At 38.7% G+C, this 15,076-nt stretch carries 14 protein-coding genes; 6 read left to right on the plus strand and 8 right to left on the minus strand.

The window, feature by feature from the left end; genetic code table 11:
• Positions 1-171: 171 nt before the first annotated feature.
• Positions 172-2,895: an aconitate hydratase AcnA gene (acnA, locus tag BW724_RS12180; RefSeq protein WP_088075476.1), complete on the minus strand. Its 2,724-nt coding sequence runs from the start codon at positions 2,893-2,895 to the stop codon at positions 172-174.
• A gap of 249 nt (positions 2,896-3,144) precedes the next feature.
• On the opposite strand from acnA, the gene sspO reads away from it, so the two are divergent.
• A complete protein-coding gene (gene sspO / locus BW724_RS12185; RefSeq protein ID WP_088075477.1) occupies positions 3,145-3,294 on the plus strand; it encodes a small acid-soluble spore protein O in 150 nt (49 codons plus the stop codon).
• A 488-nt stretch (positions 3,295-3,782) separates the two neighbouring features.
• Here the strand turns inward: sspO and BW724_RS12190 are convergent, their stop codons facing one another.
• Positions 3,783-4,037: a hypothetical protein gene (locus BW724_RS12190; RefSeq protein WP_088075478.1), complete on the minus strand. Its 255-nt coding sequence runs from the start codon at positions 4,035-4,037 to the stop codon at positions 3,783-3,785.
• Positions 4,038-4,166: 129 nt separating this feature from the next.
• Between BW724_RS12190 and BW724_RS12195 the strand changes: the two genes are divergently transcribed.
• Positions 4,167-4,304, plus strand: coding sequence for a small acid-soluble spore protein P (locus BW724_RS12195; protein ID WP_088075479.1), 138 nt, complete (start codon positions 4,167-4,169; stop codon positions 4,302-4,304).
• A 112-nt stretch (positions 4,305-4,416) separates the two neighbouring features.
• Here the strand turns inward: BW724_RS12195 and selA are convergent, their stop codons facing one another.
• The 3 genes from selA to BW724_RS24450 all read right to left on the minus strand — a co-directional run bounded on the left by selA (position 4,417) and on the right by BW724_RS24450 (position 6,835).
• The gene (selA, locus tag BW724_RS12200) at positions 4,417-5,874 is read right to left on the minus strand and encodes an L-seryl-tRNA(Sec) selenium transferase (protein WP_088075480.1); all 1,458 of its coding nucleotides are present in this window, start codon (positions 5,872-5,874) and stop codon (positions 4,417-4,419) included.
• 327 nt (positions 5,875-6,201) lie between these two features.
• Positions 6,202-6,339: a hypothetical protein gene (locus tag BW724_RS23640; RefSeq protein WP_176371396.1), complete on the minus strand. Its 138-nt coding sequence runs from the start codon at positions 6,337-6,339 to the stop codon at positions 6,202-6,204.
• A gap of 259 nt (positions 6,340-6,598) precedes the next feature.
• The gene (locus BW724_RS24450; RefSeq protein WP_417891424.1) at positions 6,599-6,835 is read right to left on the minus strand and encodes an Rdx family protein; all 237 of its coding nucleotides are present in this window, start codon (positions 6,833-6,835) and stop codon (positions 6,599-6,601) included.
• 153 nt (positions 6,836-6,988) lie between these two features.
• Between BW724_RS24450 and selD the strand changes: the two genes are divergently transcribed.
• Positions 6,989-8,008 (plus strand): selenide, water dikinase SelD, encoded by a 1,020-nt coding sequence (gene selD / locus BW724_RS12210; protein ID WP_417891426.1) that lies wholly within the window; start codon positions 6,989-6,991, stop codon positions 8,006-8,008.
• Between the two features lie 561 nt (positions 8,009-8,569).
• Here selD and BW724_RS12215 read toward each other — a convergent pair.
• Positions 8,570-9,991 (minus strand): amidase, encoded by a 1,422-nt coding sequence (locus BW724_RS12215; RefSeq protein ID WP_088075483.1) that lies wholly within the window; start codon positions 9,989-9,991, stop codon positions 8,570-8,572.
• 310 nt (positions 9,992-10,301) lie between these two features.
• Between BW724_RS12215 and BW724_RS12220 the strand changes: the two genes are divergently transcribed.
• Together BW724_RS12220 and BW724_RS12225 are read left to right on the plus strand one after the other, a co-directional pair.
• Positions 10,302-11,147: an SDR family NAD(P)-dependent oxidoreductase gene (locus tag BW724_RS12220; protein WP_088075484.1), complete on the plus strand. Its 846-nt coding sequence runs from the start codon at positions 10,302-10,304 to the stop codon at positions 11,145-11,147.
• The gene (locus BW724_RS12225) at positions 11,144-12,676 is read left to right on the plus strand and encodes an AMP-binding protein (protein ID WP_235848960.1); all 1,533 of its coding nucleotides are present in this window, start codon (positions 11,144-11,146) and stop codon (positions 12,674-12,676) included. The genes BW724_RS12220 and BW724_RS12225 overlap by 4 nt, the downstream gene beginning before the upstream one ends.
• 74 nt (positions 12,677-12,750) lie before the next feature.
• Here BW724_RS12225 and BW724_RS12230 read toward each other — a convergent pair whose 3' ends face one another.
• The gene (locus BW724_RS12230; protein WP_088077894.1) at positions 12,751-13,311 is read right to left on the minus strand and encodes a sugar O-acetyltransferase; all 561 of its coding nucleotides are present in this window, start codon (positions 13,309-13,311) and stop codon (positions 12,751-12,753) included.
• A 139-nt stretch (positions 13,312-13,450) separates the two neighbouring features.
• Here BW724_RS12230 and BW724_RS12235 point away from each other — a divergent pair, with 139 nt between their 5' ends.
• Positions 13,451-13,732, plus strand: coding sequence for a hypothetical protein (locus BW724_RS12235; RefSeq protein ID WP_088075485.1), 282 nt, complete (start codon positions 13,451-13,453; stop codon positions 13,730-13,732).
• A gap of 184 nt (positions 13,733-13,916) precedes the next feature.
• On the opposite strand, the gene BW724_RS12240 is transcribed toward BW724_RS12235, so the two are convergent.
• The gene (locus BW724_RS12240) at positions 13,917-14,861 is read right to left on the minus strand and encodes an SDR family NAD(P)-dependent oxidoreductase (protein ID WP_088075486.1); all 945 of its coding nucleotides are present in this window, start codon (positions 14,859-14,861) and stop codon (positions 13,917-13,919) included.
• Between the last annotated feature and the right edge of the window lie 215 nt (positions 14,862-15,076).

Below are 15,076 nucleotides of genomic sequence, written 5' to 3' on the forward strand. Positions count from 1 at the left end.
TCGAATTATACGACCGTAGCACCGACGCAACCTCTACAAAGTGAAATAAACTCTACTTTATAATGCATTCACCAAGTCAATTCTTTTAAGCAACCCGTCCAAAAGCTCACAACAAAAAAAGCCCACAAAAAGTGTGGGCTTTCTTTTCATTTAATTAAACCAATTTTCACATTAATTTTTAGCTTCAGCTAATGCGTTTCGAAGGACCATTTGTAAAATACCGCCATGACGATAGTAGTCAATCTCCACTTCACTATCAAAGCGAGCTAATACTTCAAAAGTTGTTTTCTTACCTGATTCAGGATCAGTTGCAACAACAGTAACGTGCTCTCTTGGCTTAATATCATTTGTAATTTGTACATCAAACTCTTCTTTACCTGTTAATCCTAGTGTATCAGCGTTTTCTCCATCTTTAAATTGTAGTGGAAGAACACCCATTAACACAAGGTTGCTTCGGTGAATTCTTTCGAAGCTAGCTGCAATAACTGTTTTAATACCTAGAAGGTTCGTACCTTTTGCTGCCCAGTCACGGGAGCTTCCCATACCGTAGTCGTTACCAGCAAGGACAACAAGACCAGTGCCTTGTTCTTTATATTTCATACAAGCATCATAAATAGCCATTACTTCTCCATTTGGCCAGTAAGTAGTGTATCCACCCTCTGTACCTGGAGCAAGTTGGTTTTTGATTCTGATGTTTGCAAAAGTACCACGCATCATTACTTCATGGTTACCACGGCGAGAACCATAAGAGTTAAACTCGATTGGTTTCAAGCCTTTTTCCATTAGATACTTCCCTGCTGGGCTATCTTTCGCAATAGAACCAGCTGGTGAAATATGGTCAGTTGTAACAGAGTCACCAAGCTTTGCAACAGCGCGCAGACCAGTAAGTTCTTCCACGTCTTTTGGCTCTGGAGAAAGGTCTTCAAAGAATGGTGGGTTCTGAATGTACGTAGAATCTGAATCCCAAGAATAGAGATCCTCATCTGTAGTTTCTAGATTATTCCACTCTTCATTGTCGTCAAATACACGCTCATATTCTTTCTTAAATAGCTCAGGTGTAACAGCTTTTTCCATAGCTGCTTGAATTTCTGCATGGCTAGGCCAGATGTCTTTAAAGAAGACATCATTTCCGTCTTTATCTTGACCGATTGGGTCTTTATATACATCAATATCCACTGTACCCGCTAATGCATAAGCAACAACTAGCGGTGGTGAAGCTAAGTAGTTTGCTTTCACTAATGGGTGAATACGACCTTCAAAGTTACGGTTACCACTTAGTACAGAAGCAACAGTTAAATCATTTTCAGCAATCGCTGCTTCAATTTCCTCTGGTAATGGACCACTGTTACCGATACAAGTCGTACAACCATAACCAACAAGGTTAAAACCTAATTGATCAAGATAAGTAGTAAGGCCTGCACCATCTAAGTATCCTGTAACTACTTTAGATCCTGGAGCTAAACTTGTTTTTACATACTCAGGAACTTCGAGTCCTTTTTCCACAGCATTTTTCGCAACGAGACCAGCACCAACCATAACATGAGGGTTAGATGTGTTCGTACAACTCGTAATTGCCGCGATAGTGACAGCACCTGTTTTTAACTTAGACTCTTTACCATTTGGGTGCTTCACTGTAACTTCTTTATTAACCTCATCTGAAGATAATCCAAAGCCTTGGTTACCAACAGGTGCAGTTAATGCTTTTCTCCACTCATCTTTCATTGAAGAAAGTGGAATTAAGTCTTGTGGACGTTTTGGTCCAGAAAGGTTTGGTTCGATTGCTGACAGATCCACTTCAACTACATCAGTAAATGTCGGCTCATCTTCACCTGGAGTATAGAACATTCCGTTTGCTTTACAGTATTTCTCTACTAGGGTCACAAGCTCTTCGCTTCGACCTGTAAAACGTAGGTAATTTAATGTTTCATCGTCTACTGGGAAGAATCCACAAGTAGCCCCGTATTCAGGTGCCATATTAGCAATCGTCGCACGGTCAGCTAGTGTCATTTCAGCAAGTCCTGGACCGAAGTACTCCACAAACTTACCTACTACCTTCTTCTCACGTAAAACTTGAGTTACTTTTAATGCTAAGTCTGTAGCTGTTGCGCCCTCAGGCATAGCTCCAACGAGTCTTACACCAATAACCTCTGGTACTGGGAAGTAAGATGGCTGCTTCAACATTCCAGCTTCTGCCTCAATTCCACCAACACCCCATCCTAATACACCAAGACCATTAATCATAGTAGTATGGGAATCTGTACCAACTAGGGAGTCTGGAAATGCTATAAGTTCACCATCTTTTTCTTCATGTTGTACAACATTCGCCAAGTACTCTAAGTTAACTTGGTGAACGATACCAGTTGCAGGTGGAACAGCACGGTAGTTATCAAAAGACTTTTGTGCCCAGCTTAAAAACTTGTATCTTTCTTCGTTTCTCTTAAACTCTAATTCCATATTGCGAAGGAGCGAGTTTGCTGCCCCAAATTCATCAACCTGTACAGAGTGGTCTACTACAAGATCCACTGGAATCGCAGGATTAATCTCATTAGGATCGCCACCGAAATCTGCCATAGCTTTCCTTAGTGAAGCTAAATCAACGACAGCAGGCACCCCTGTGAAGTCCTGTAGAATGACACGGGATGGCTTAAATGGTACATCAATTGATTTTACGTCATCAGTTCCCCATTTTGCTAGATTTTCAACATGCTCTTCCTTAATTACTTTGCCATCATATTGACGCAATACTGATTCCAATAATACCTTGATGGAATATGGTAGTTTCGCTACGTTAGCAACTCCTGCTTCGTCAATGGCTTTCAGATCATAATAGCTATACGTTTTCCCATTTGCTTCAAACGACCGTTTAGAATTGTAAAGTTGTTTTTCTTTAGACATATGTAATATTCCCTCCTTCAAACTCTATCATATAACACATATTCAAAATTGTCTAAAACCTTTATTCGGAAATTTGTCAAAATTTATATTCGCACCATAATTTTAAATGTGATATAATACAGCGCTTTAAAAAGGACAATGCGCAAGGATAGTGTCCTCCATTTTGACGGCACTTTGTATTTTAATACAAAAAAGTATTTTTATAAATTATTATGCATTGAACACACTAACATTTGGAGGTGTTCAATCATGACAAAAAGTAGAGCAAACCACATTCGACCTGGCATGAACGATGCAAAGGCGCAAGGAAAAGGTGCTGGTTATCAGGAAGGAAATGGCAACGAGCCACTTTCTGCCGAAGAACGTCAATTCAATAAAAAAACAAAGAAGCGACAGTAGTAAGAAAAGCGCAGGCGCCTTGGTCATCGGCCACAAAAACTGCCTCTTCCTCTACTAGTAAAGCTCTGTAGCGTATCCGTCGAGGCAACTCGAAGCATATTCGTGATGTAAACGCTCGTTGGAGGAGCTAATTCGAAGAAGCTATCGTGAGATAAAGGAAACACAACGAACGGAGTGAGTTGATGTTGACTTATCGTAGACGAGTTGAAGGAAGTTTCTTGGGCCGATAGGCGCTGAAGCTAGACAAAGAAAAGCGCAGGCGCCTTGGTCATCGGCCACAAAAACTGGACTGAGCCGAGTGAGATAAAGGAAACACAACGAACGGAGTGAGTTGATGTTGACTTATCGTAGACGAGGTGAAGGAAGTTTCTTGGGCCGATAGGCGCTGAAGCTAGACAATGAAAAGCGCATGCGCCTTGGTAGTCGGCCACAAAAACTGGACAGAAAGAAGCCTTGATCCATTTGATCAAGGCTTTCACTTCACTCATCTATTCCATTAATTCTTGTTTATATCTTTCAATTTCCCTCGAGTACATTTCCAACTGCTTTCGCTGATGTTCTGAAGCATTCATATGTGCTTTTTGAATGACTTGTATTGCTTCGTCTAATTCTTGTTCAGCAATCTTAAACTGGTGACCATAGTCTGAATCTTCTGGATGTAAATTCTCAAATGCCTCCTGAAACTGAACGTACGCCTGCTGTGCAGCTTCGAATCCTTGACGTTTATTCTTATGATATGGCATGGTTCTCCCCCTTATCTTAAATACAATCAATTATATTGTTTATCACTAGATGGTGTTTATGCATGCCATGTTTTGCTCGAATGAAATTACTATTAGGCGGTAAAAATAAAAGTCGAGGGGGAATACAAAATGACTGAAAAAAACACACATAAGGATCAACGAAGAAACTCACCAAAAAATCAAAGAAGTGGCCAACCTGAGCCTTTATCTGGTTCGAAAAAAGTGAAAAAACGTAATCAAGTCCCTCAAACGGATGCAGAAGGTTAATCAGGATTGCATCGTAAATTACCGGACGATACAACTTCGTCCGGTAATTTTTGTATTTGACTTGATTCATGAATTAGTACACAAACATAAAAACTTATCTGACGTGCTAAAATTAAGCTTTCCCTACTTCGATTATATTTTTTACAAGCAATGAAATTTCGTCTTCAGCAATTGTTCGGAAATCAATAAAAACGTGCTCCCCTTTCACACGGCAAATGACCGGGATTTTCAATGTTCGTAACAACTTCTCCAAACCGTTGGGGCTATAGTCTAACTTCGATAAAGTAATCCCCACTGTTGGCCTTTCTACAGTTGGCATTGTACCTCCCCCGATCAAAGAGGTTTCCTTTATTTTTCCAACAGTAATGGATTCGGTCCCAAGAGCTCCAAACAACTTCTCCAATTCCCCTAAGAAATTGTCCACCTTCCTTTCAATTTCCTCTTCCGTCTGGAGAATGTCACGGACAGTTGGATTTTCCTTTTCAACCTCATTACTGTATACAAAGGTATGTAAAGTTGCTTCTAGTGCTGCAAGGGTCATTTTATCTACACGCAACACTCTTGCTAACGGGTGCTTTTTTAATCGGTCAATCAACGCTTTTTTACCAACAATAATACCTGCTTGTGGACCTCCAAGTAATTTATCTCCACTAAAGGAAATGATATCTGCACCTGATTGCAGTGATTCTTTGACCACTGGCTCCTCGCCAATTCCATCATGGCGGAAAGGATATAAAGATCCGCTTCCTAAATCTTCATATACTATGATGTTTTCGCCATTCCCGTTGGAGTTGGTATTGGCAATTTCCTTTAATTCACCTGAAGATACCTCTTTCGTAAAGCCTACTGTCTTAAAATTACTCGTATGCACTTTCATCAACATACCAGTCTGTTCCGTAATGGCATCCTTATAATCATAAGCGTGTGTCTTGTTCGTCGTCCCAACTTCAATCAAAGTAGCGTCACTCTCTTCCATAATAGTGGAAACGCGAAAGGAACCACCAATTTCCACCAACTCCCCCCTTGAAACAATTACTTCCTTCCCACGACAAAGACCACGGAGAATAAGGTAAACAGCGGCCGCATTGTTATTCACAACCATCGCCGCTTCGCCACCTGTTGCTTTCAGAAGTAAATCCTGCAAAATATCATGCCTCGAGCCACGCTCACCTGCGTCAATATTATACTCCAATGTGCTATAATGCTTGGCAGTTTCTACAACACGTTCGACTGCAAGTTCACTTAATCGTGCCCTACCAATATTCGTATGGAGTACAGTTCCCGTACCATTGATTACGCGTTGTAGCTTGAAAGGTCGGTATGATTTCATATCCTTTATTATTTTTTGAAAAATGTTTTGCTGTAGTTCTTCCTTGGTCACTCCTTCAAATGAAGATGGCTTGTCCAGAATATCTGAACGCAACTCTTCTAAATGCTGTTGCACCCATTCCTTTATGACGTCCTTTGGAATGTGTTGGCCGCCGATCCCCTCATATTGGCCTTCTATACACTTGTCCATCTCTTCCATAATTGTATGTACTGCAGGTAATTGCCGCATTGGGTTTGACATTCTTTATCGCTCCAGTTCGTAAATCTATATTTTTCCATAAATAATACCAGGCATTTCGGTCATCATATATAGTGAAGAGGGAGTCAATCGATTCTTTCTTCAAAATGAGAAGATACAGTTTGAAAAGGGTTTCGACGTAATAAACCTTGAGGGGTGGTTCGCTTGTACTTGTAACAAGCAATAAACGCATCAAGGAAAAAAAACGATCGAAAAATGAGGTGTTTCCGAAAGACAAACATCGCCAGTACCCCAGACGGTCTGTATCACTCTAGGAAAAAGGTGGTCCTATTCGGCCACCTTTTTTCCGTTCTACTCATATTATGTTGCTTATTCTCCAGTTCCAAACGTATCTCGTTCTTTTCTGACTCTCTCCGTTTCTTTATTTTCCTTATAAACACTTAGGAAATAAAAAGCTAGTCCAATTCCTATACCGACCCCTGCACCCTTCCAAAACTTACTTTTCAATGTTCCCCACTCCCCTTATAAAATGAAATAATGAAAATGAAAATTTTTCCTCTATACTTATTATACAAAATTTACAAGCTAAGTTAAAAAGGATTTCAATGTTAGTTCTGTTTTCTTTAGATACAATAACAGCCATTCTCCATGTAAAAAAAGAGAATGGCTGTTACACTACCAGTGGCCAATGTTATTTGATGATTCCTTTGGCCATCATATATTTTTAAGGTTTCATAAGTTCCTGTCCTGATGTTATATATTTGTACTAAAGTGACTCCATCTTTTTAATAATCTCTTGTGTGTCAGGGAATTCTCCCTTTTCTAACTTCGAATAAATTTTTTCCCCATTCACGGTCACTTCAAAAGCTCCCCCTGAACTGGCGATTAAATTCAAATTCTCAATATTAGCTCGGAAATGATTAAATAGTTCTTCTGCGAAACTCGCAGCTTTTGGCGCGTAGTTTCACTGCTGGCAAAACTCGACTGAAATTTTGTAACTCATAGAACATACCCCTTTTCCATGAAAATTTTGTTAAATATACAATTACATTTTATAATAGTGTTTGTGATGATTCAAAAATCATGCTTAGATGGAATGTAGGAGGTGCTACGGATGGAAGGACAAGGGAAAGAACAGGAATTTAGACTTACAGCCATGTCATCAAAAGCTGGCTGAGGATGCAAAATTGGTCCTAGTGACCTAGCGCAGGTGCTGCGTCATTTACCTCAAACATCGAAAAATGAAAGACTCCTTGTTGGACACGATACTTCTGATGATGGAGGAGTATACAAGCTAACTGATGAAATCGCCTTGATTCAAACCGTTGATTACTTCACACCGATTGTTGATGATCCATATATGTTCGGACAAATTGCGGCAGCAAATGCCTTAAGTGATGTTTACGCCATGGGCGGAGAACCGACAACCGTTTTAAATATCGTGGGATTCCCAATTAAGAAACTACCACATGAAATGCTAGCAGAGATTTTAAAGGGTGCTGCAGATAAAGTGGACGAGGCTGGTGCTGTGATTGCTGGTGGGCACTCCATCGATGATGCGGAACCAAAATTTGGACTTAGCGTAACAGGCGTCGTTCATCCAGACCGTATATTTAAAAACGTAGGCGCACAGCCCGGTGATAAATTAGTACTTACAAAGCCTATCGGCGTAGGTATTTTAACGACGGGCATCAAGCGGGATAAAACTTCAAAGGAGCAAGCTGCATTGGTAACGAAAACGATGGCCGCTTTAAATCGAACAGCTTGTGAAGCACTTAAAGACTTCTCCCCTAACGCTGTTACTGATGTCACTGGCTTCGGCCTTATGGGGCACGGTTTTGAAATGGCCAAAGGTAGTGATGTAAGCTTTAAAATAAGTCTTTCTGATGTTCCTATGCTCGATGGAACGAAGGAATTGGCTGAGCAAGGCGTTGTTCCTGGTGGATCCAAATCGAATCATAAATGGCTTGAAAATGTAGTAGAATACGGGGAATCCGTTAGTGATGTAGATCAGCTTATTCTATGCGATGCTATCACCTCTGGCGGCCTTCTTGTTAGTTTACCTGAAACTGATTCCATACGGTACGTGAAATATCTAGAAGAGCTTGGTATTTCTGAAGCAAAGATTATTGGAAGTGTCGTGGAGAAGCGGGAAAAAGCAATTTATGTTGATTAAATGAGTTTGATTTTTGTTTGAAGTTTCATTTAAGTTTATTCATTTGTAGGCGATTGCCGGCTTATCGAACGCGAGTTTTGGCTTTTTAGCTAATCTCGCGTGCGATTGCTAGCTTATCGAACGCGAGTTTTTGCTTTTTAGCTATTTTCGCGTGCGATTGCTGGCTTATCGAACGCGAGTTTTGGCTTTTTAGCTAATTTCGTGTGCGATTGCTGGCCTATCGAACGCGAGTTTTGGCTTTTTAGCTATTTTCACGTGCGATTGCTACCTTATCGAACGCGAGTTTCGGCTTTTTAGCTATTTTCACGTGCGATTGCCGGCTTATCGCACGTGAGTTTTGGCTTTTTAGCTATTTTCGCGTTCGTTCACACCTCAATCAAGCGTGAGTTCTTCCTTTTTCCCACTTTTCGAGACCGTTGGACCAGCCACCTCTATCTATTTAACCTCTCCCCAACCAGTTGCCTGTTCACTCATATCTATAAACTAAGTCACACATCGATTGGATGCATATCATCATCTGACTCATTTCCGGCATATTCAATAAGACTAAATTAGTTTTTATCAAGATTGAAAGAAAAGCTCTGGTGCCTGCCAGCCTTCCATTCTTTCTTCTAAGAATTCTGCCACTAATAAGGCGATATCCTCCCGCCAATGCTTCGCAACTACTTGTACTCCGATTGGTAAACCGTCATCAGACTGGCCACCTCGAAAGACAACAGAGGGAAATCCTAACCAGTTATATGGACGGGTGTAGTTAAAGGAATGCTCTGTGGTTGGATCTAGAGATGAACCATGTGGGATGGCTGGACCTGCACAAACGGGACATATGATGACATCATATTGTGATAAATCTTGAATCAGTTTACTTCGAAGAACATCAACTTTCGTATTCAAAAGAAATAGTTCACTTGCGGACATATATTTATTACTTTTGTCAATATCAAGGCGATCTAGCCAAGTATCTATAAGATTGACATCATCAAAAGAAAGATCTTTATTAGAATAGATCTCTTGCATGACTGGAATGGTGTCATTGAAATGATCTTTAATAACAGAATTTAAACTATAAAACTCATTTAACATCTCTGGAAAATACTCCTCTACGTCTATTCCTTCTTCTTCCAAAAGATTAACAGCCTTCTCGATCACTCCCACTGTTTCTGGTGTAGGCGGATATAATTGATTATTTGTGTAAATAGCTATTTTCATTGACTCCATAGTTTTTTGTCCGACTGAGGAAGGTATAAAGGTACATGTGGGATCCTTTGAATCTGTTCCCTCAATAATTGCAAGGGAAGTCCTTAGGTCTTTCACATACCTAGCAAGTGGTCCAACTTCATTGGAAAAACCTAATCCTGGTGGAATATGCCCTGTTTCTGGCACTCTTCCCCTCGTTGGTTTTAACCCAGCAATTCCGCAATAGTGACTTGGAAGTCGAATGCTCCCCGATGCATCGCTACCAATTCCAAGGGGGGAACCACCAGCTGCAATAATCGCAGCTTCCCCACCTGAGCTCCCACCTGGAGTTTTTGTTAAATCATATGGATTATTTGTGCGACCGAAAATATTATTATTGCTCTCAAAAGTCATACATAACTCTGGCAAATTGGTTTTGCCAAGAATGATTGCACCTGCATCACGTAAACGAGCAACAACTGTTGCATCCACCTTTGGCATATATGCAGACCGTGATTCTACTCCATATGTAGTAATGTAATCTTTTGTATCAATTGCATCCTTGATCGTTACAGGAACACCATGAAGTTCTCCCCTAATGACACCATTTTCTAAATCCTCGTCAGCTTTTTGCGCTAATTGCAAGGCATGCTCACGGTTATATTGAACTACTGCATTTATGTATGGATTAACCCTTTCAATTTGATCAAGATAAGCTTCTACTACTTCAACAGACGTCAATATTTTATTACGAATCATTAATGCCAATTCCGTTGCAGACATAGTACATATTTCTGAAAAATTCATATCCCTCTCCCCCAAAGTTAACTTTTATTTATCTCTCATTATAAGAGTCACATATCCTTTTCATCTTTATGTAAAAGTATATCATTAACTTTGATTGAAAATTATGTATATTTATAACATTTACTTAAACGAGCTAATTATATATGATCGTCACGATACAATGCAGGAAGATCTCATATAATTAGAGAATTTAACTATATAGAATAGATAATTAATAGATTCTAGTTCTGCTAATAACTTAAATTCAACTATGTCTATAGCAGCTGACATTACCAAAAGACATAACACTACTTGTGAAATAGGTGGATATATGAAAAAATATCGTTTACTCGAATCATGCTTATTTTTACCTACTTATTTAAATAAAAGAAAGTTAAACCGACAACTAGAAGGGAAATCAATTCTCATTACTGGTGCGAGTTCAGGGATTGGTAAGGAACTCACATATGAGTTGGCTGATATTTCTTGTAATTTAATTGTAGTTGCGAGACGGAGAGACATGCTTGCACAGATAAAAAAGGAATTAAAAGGAAAAAAAGCTAACGTATATATCTTTCAAGCTGACTTAAGAAATGAGGGGGAAAGAGAAACTTTCCTTACTTTTTTACATGAGCTTCCAAATGGGGCAAATAGCATTGATATTGTTGTAAGTAATGCAGGGCTTTCCATTAGAAGGTCCATCTTCCACTCATTAGATCGCTATCATGATTTTACCCGAACGATGGCCATTAATTATTTCGCACCAGTCCACATACTCCTATCACTTCTTCCCCACCTCAAGAAAAATTGTGGGCAAATTATTAATATATCGACAGTGAACGCCTTACTGGCACCTGTCCCTGATTTCGCCGCCTATCAAGCATCCAAGTCTGCACTGGACATGTGGCTTAGATCTGCTTCGACAGAGCTTAAGGAGGCCGGAATTAATGTAACTTCTATCTATCTACCTTTAGTAAGAACACCTATGATTGAACCTACTACTGCTTATGGTAAAATGCCGGCCATGTCCCCTAAACATGTAGCAAGAATTATCTGTAAATCTATGTACACTAAGAAAAAGAGGTACAAACCATGGTGGCTTATTTTTGGCCAAGTAGTTTCTATTTTTACAAATAGCTTTAGCAGTGTGTTTACTAAAGGAGGAAAGTCAGAATGAACATATTTAAATTGCTATATGTTTTACATAACATTCATCTACTTTCCCCAATCAGCTTATACCGATTGGTTGTCGCTATTTATAACAACGGTCTAAATATCATGACACTACTTCATTTTTCAAAAATGAAGTATGAGGACAAGATTGCCTTCATTGATGACGAGGAATCACTTACATATAAACAGCTTTATAATCAATCTATGAAGCTTGCAATTAAAATGAAGGAAAAATACCATCTGAAAAAAGGACAAAAGGTCGGTTTCGTGTGCAAAAATCACGCAACACTCATGAAAGCTATCTTTGCTGTTTCTAGAATAGGGGCAGATGTATATTTATTAAATGGGGAAACAAGTCAAACACAATTTAATCAACTCATTCAGCGCCATGACTTCCATCTTCTCATTCATGACCATGAATTTCTAGATTTGATTGAACGATCCGATTACAATAATGCTACACTCTGTTCCTATCAAGATCAATTACCAGACATCAACATTCACCAGGCCGAAATCACTATTGATAAAGAGAGCTTACAAAGAAGTTCCACTAGTAAGCTTGTTCTTCAAACAAGCGGTACGACAGGCGTTTCAAAAGATGCGGCTCATAAACCATCATTGTTTAACTATTTAAATCCATTTATCACATTTATTCAAAGACTAAAGATATTAAATTATAAAAATGCTTATATTGCGACTCCCATTAATCATGGATATGGAATCGCTGTTTTGCTATTATTTATTCCATTAGGGAAAAAAATAGTTGTTAGTAAGGGATTTAATGCAAACAATGCTTGCAGAATTATACGGCAGAATCAAGTGGAAGTGGTGACAGTTGTTCCAAAAATGTTGCAAGATATACTTCAATCGAACCCTGATGACTTAAGATCCCTCTCCTGCATTGCTTCTGGTGGTGCGAGGCTTCCTGTAAAGCTTGTAGAGCGCACCTATGAAAAACTCGGGTTGGTTCTCTATAACTTGTATGGAACTTCCGAAGCAGGTTTAAATTTTATAGCCACGCCAGAAGATCTAAAGATCGCCCCTACTACAATTGGCAAAAAAATAGATGGCCTACAAATCAAAGTTATAGCTGATGACATGAATGAGGTAGAAAATGGCGTCGGACAGTTATGTGTAAAAAATGATTGGTCAATTACGAACCGAGGTAACCAGTGGATAAAAACTGGAGACTTAGGCTATCGAGATGAAAAAGGTCTCTATTATTTATGTGGTCGAACCGATGACATGGTTATTTCAGGTGGTGAAAATGTGTATCCTATTGAAGTGGAGCAGGAGTTAATGAAACACCCTGCCATTACGGATGTAGCTGTCATTGGTATTCATGATGAACAGTTTGGCCAAAGGCTTAAAGCGTTTGTAGTCCTTGTAGAAAATGCTACTCTAAGTGAGGAGGAACTTCTACAGTGGTTACGCGAAAGAGTTGCTCGATTCCAAATACCAAAGGAAATAAAGTTTATTGATAATATGCCGTATTCCTCTTTAGGAAAACTGGATAAAAAACAGCTACAATGAGTGAGTTTGTAGCTGTTTTTAGAATAACTATTTATGCGTAAACTTATCTATGATACTTATGTAATTCTAGGAAACTACACCTCAATTTTTTTAATTACTCTTGCAGGATTGCCACCAACGACTACATTTTCTGGAACATCCTTCACGACGACTGCTCCTGACGCAATCACAGCATTGTCCCCTATCGTTATCCCTGGATTTATAATGGCACCGCCACCGATCCACACATTATTTCCAATCGATATTGGTTTGGCAAACTCCCTGCCTGAGTTTCTTTCAGTTGGATGAAGGGGGTGTGTTGCAGTGTAAATTTGTACATTAGGCGCAAGCATGCAATTGTCACCAATTCGAACTTCACTGACATCTAAAATGGTACAGTCAAAATTCGCAAAAAAGTTTTCCCCTACATGAGTATTATAGCCATAATCAAATCTTATATTTGGCTCCATAAATACTGTTTTTCCAGACGAACCTAAAAGCTCTTTTAATATCCCTTCCCGCTTATCCCCTTCTGTTTCAAGTGTTGCATTGTACATTCTTACTAGTCTTCTCGCATTTTCTCGATCCTTCATCAAAACAAGATCTGCAGGGTTATACATTTCCCCAGCAATCATTTTTTCTTTTTCTGTTTTTATGATAATCGCCTCCATCTACTATCAAGCCCTCGTCTATACCATTGTAATATACATAATATCCTTTAAAAAATAATGGGAACCATTTTGATATTTAATACGTATATTTAGTTAAATATGTTTAAAACAAAGGAGGATAAATGTGAAACACAAAGATTATCTGCTATCCGCAGTGTTATTTGGTTTCATGGGATACTTATGGGTCCTGTTCACGAATCATGTATTCCATATTTCTGATCAAATAAGCTTTGGCACCTTTGCAAGTATCATTTTGTTTATAATTGGATTCCTTCTATTTGGATCTATAATAAAAAGATTATCACCACTTAATCACTTCAAGTTAAACCATCCCGTTAATTTAGTTGGATTTGCTTCTTTGTTAATAGTCGTCGCTATTAACTTAACTGCGTTTCAGTCCTTTTAATTAAATCAAGATTAAGTTACATTCATTGAAGAATGTGGAGAAACTGTCTGTACCTGTTATGGTCTCAGACAGTTTTTTGTTTAAAAAACGATTACGGACTTTATTCAATGTTTTTTCAAAAATTCATTAGACATTAGGAAAAAACAGACCTCAAACTGCTCAAAGTGCTTTCCATACAGGCCTCCTACATATCCTTCGAAACTTCCAAGCACATTTCCCACAATTTATCTTGATTTTCTTTTTTATCTGCATAATTTGGATAAAATATGTTACTAGTTAATTGCTTTATTTGCAATCCAATACCAGGATTATCTTTTGAGCTTATCATGATTTCTTTTTTATCATTAATGTTTCGACCAGTAGTATTATTCCATTCACGAGAGGTACATAAGTAATAGTATATATCAGCCATTTTACTTGCAGGAGGAAAGAATAAATTTTGCATTCTTGCAACCAATCTCCAGCCGGGGGATACTTTCTTTAGGGTATCCTTTGACATTTTTGCACCGTTAATTTGGAGAGCATTTACCTTTATCCCATGCTCACTATATTCATCAGCCATTTTAAAGGTAAGCATAACAAGGGCCATTTTCGAGTGAGAATACATTTTATAAACGCTAAACCCCTTCGTATCGTCCATTTCTCCAATTAACTTGTCAAAATCAATCTTACGTTTTTCATCAAAAAAATGTTTTACAATATTACTTGAAGCATGAAGAATTCTAGGATCGTTTGACTTCTTAAGGTGTTCAAGTAAGGATTCAGTCATAACGAAAGGACCAAAAGTATTGGTGGCAAAGGTAAGCTCTAAGTTATCTGGGCTCAGTTTGAATTTCGAACCATGATTGAAATAAGCTGCATTGTGTATCAAAATGTCCAACCGATTGTATTTCTCTTTAAACTCCGAACAGAATTGACGAATCGATGCAAAGGAGCTGATATCGAGCTCCATCAGATCCACGTTATCATTATTCGTTTCCTTCATCATTTCCTGTTGAACAACCTTACTTTTTTCAAGGTTTCTACAGGCCATAATTACTACATGGCCTTCTTTAGCAAAGATATAAGTTGCTGCTCTTCCAATCCCTGAATTTGCACCTGTAATAATGACAATTTTTTCATCACCCATTATGACTATCCCCTTTACCACTTTATACAATCCCCTACAATTAGAAAACCTTGGCATCTGAATCAATAATACATGGTCGATTTTCCCAAGCGATTCTACCATTTCATTAAAGACAATCATCTATATTATTTAAATTGAGGATAGCAAAATTCCTATCAGGAAAACCTCAAGATTTCAACTATCTTGTGAACAATTGAATTCGCCCTAAAACCTCC

This window comes from Litchfieldia alkalitelluris (assembly GCF_002153425.1).
GTDB classification, from domain to species: domain Bacteria; phylum Bacillota; class Bacilli; order Bacillales; family Salisediminibacteriaceae; genus Evansella; species Evansella alkalicola.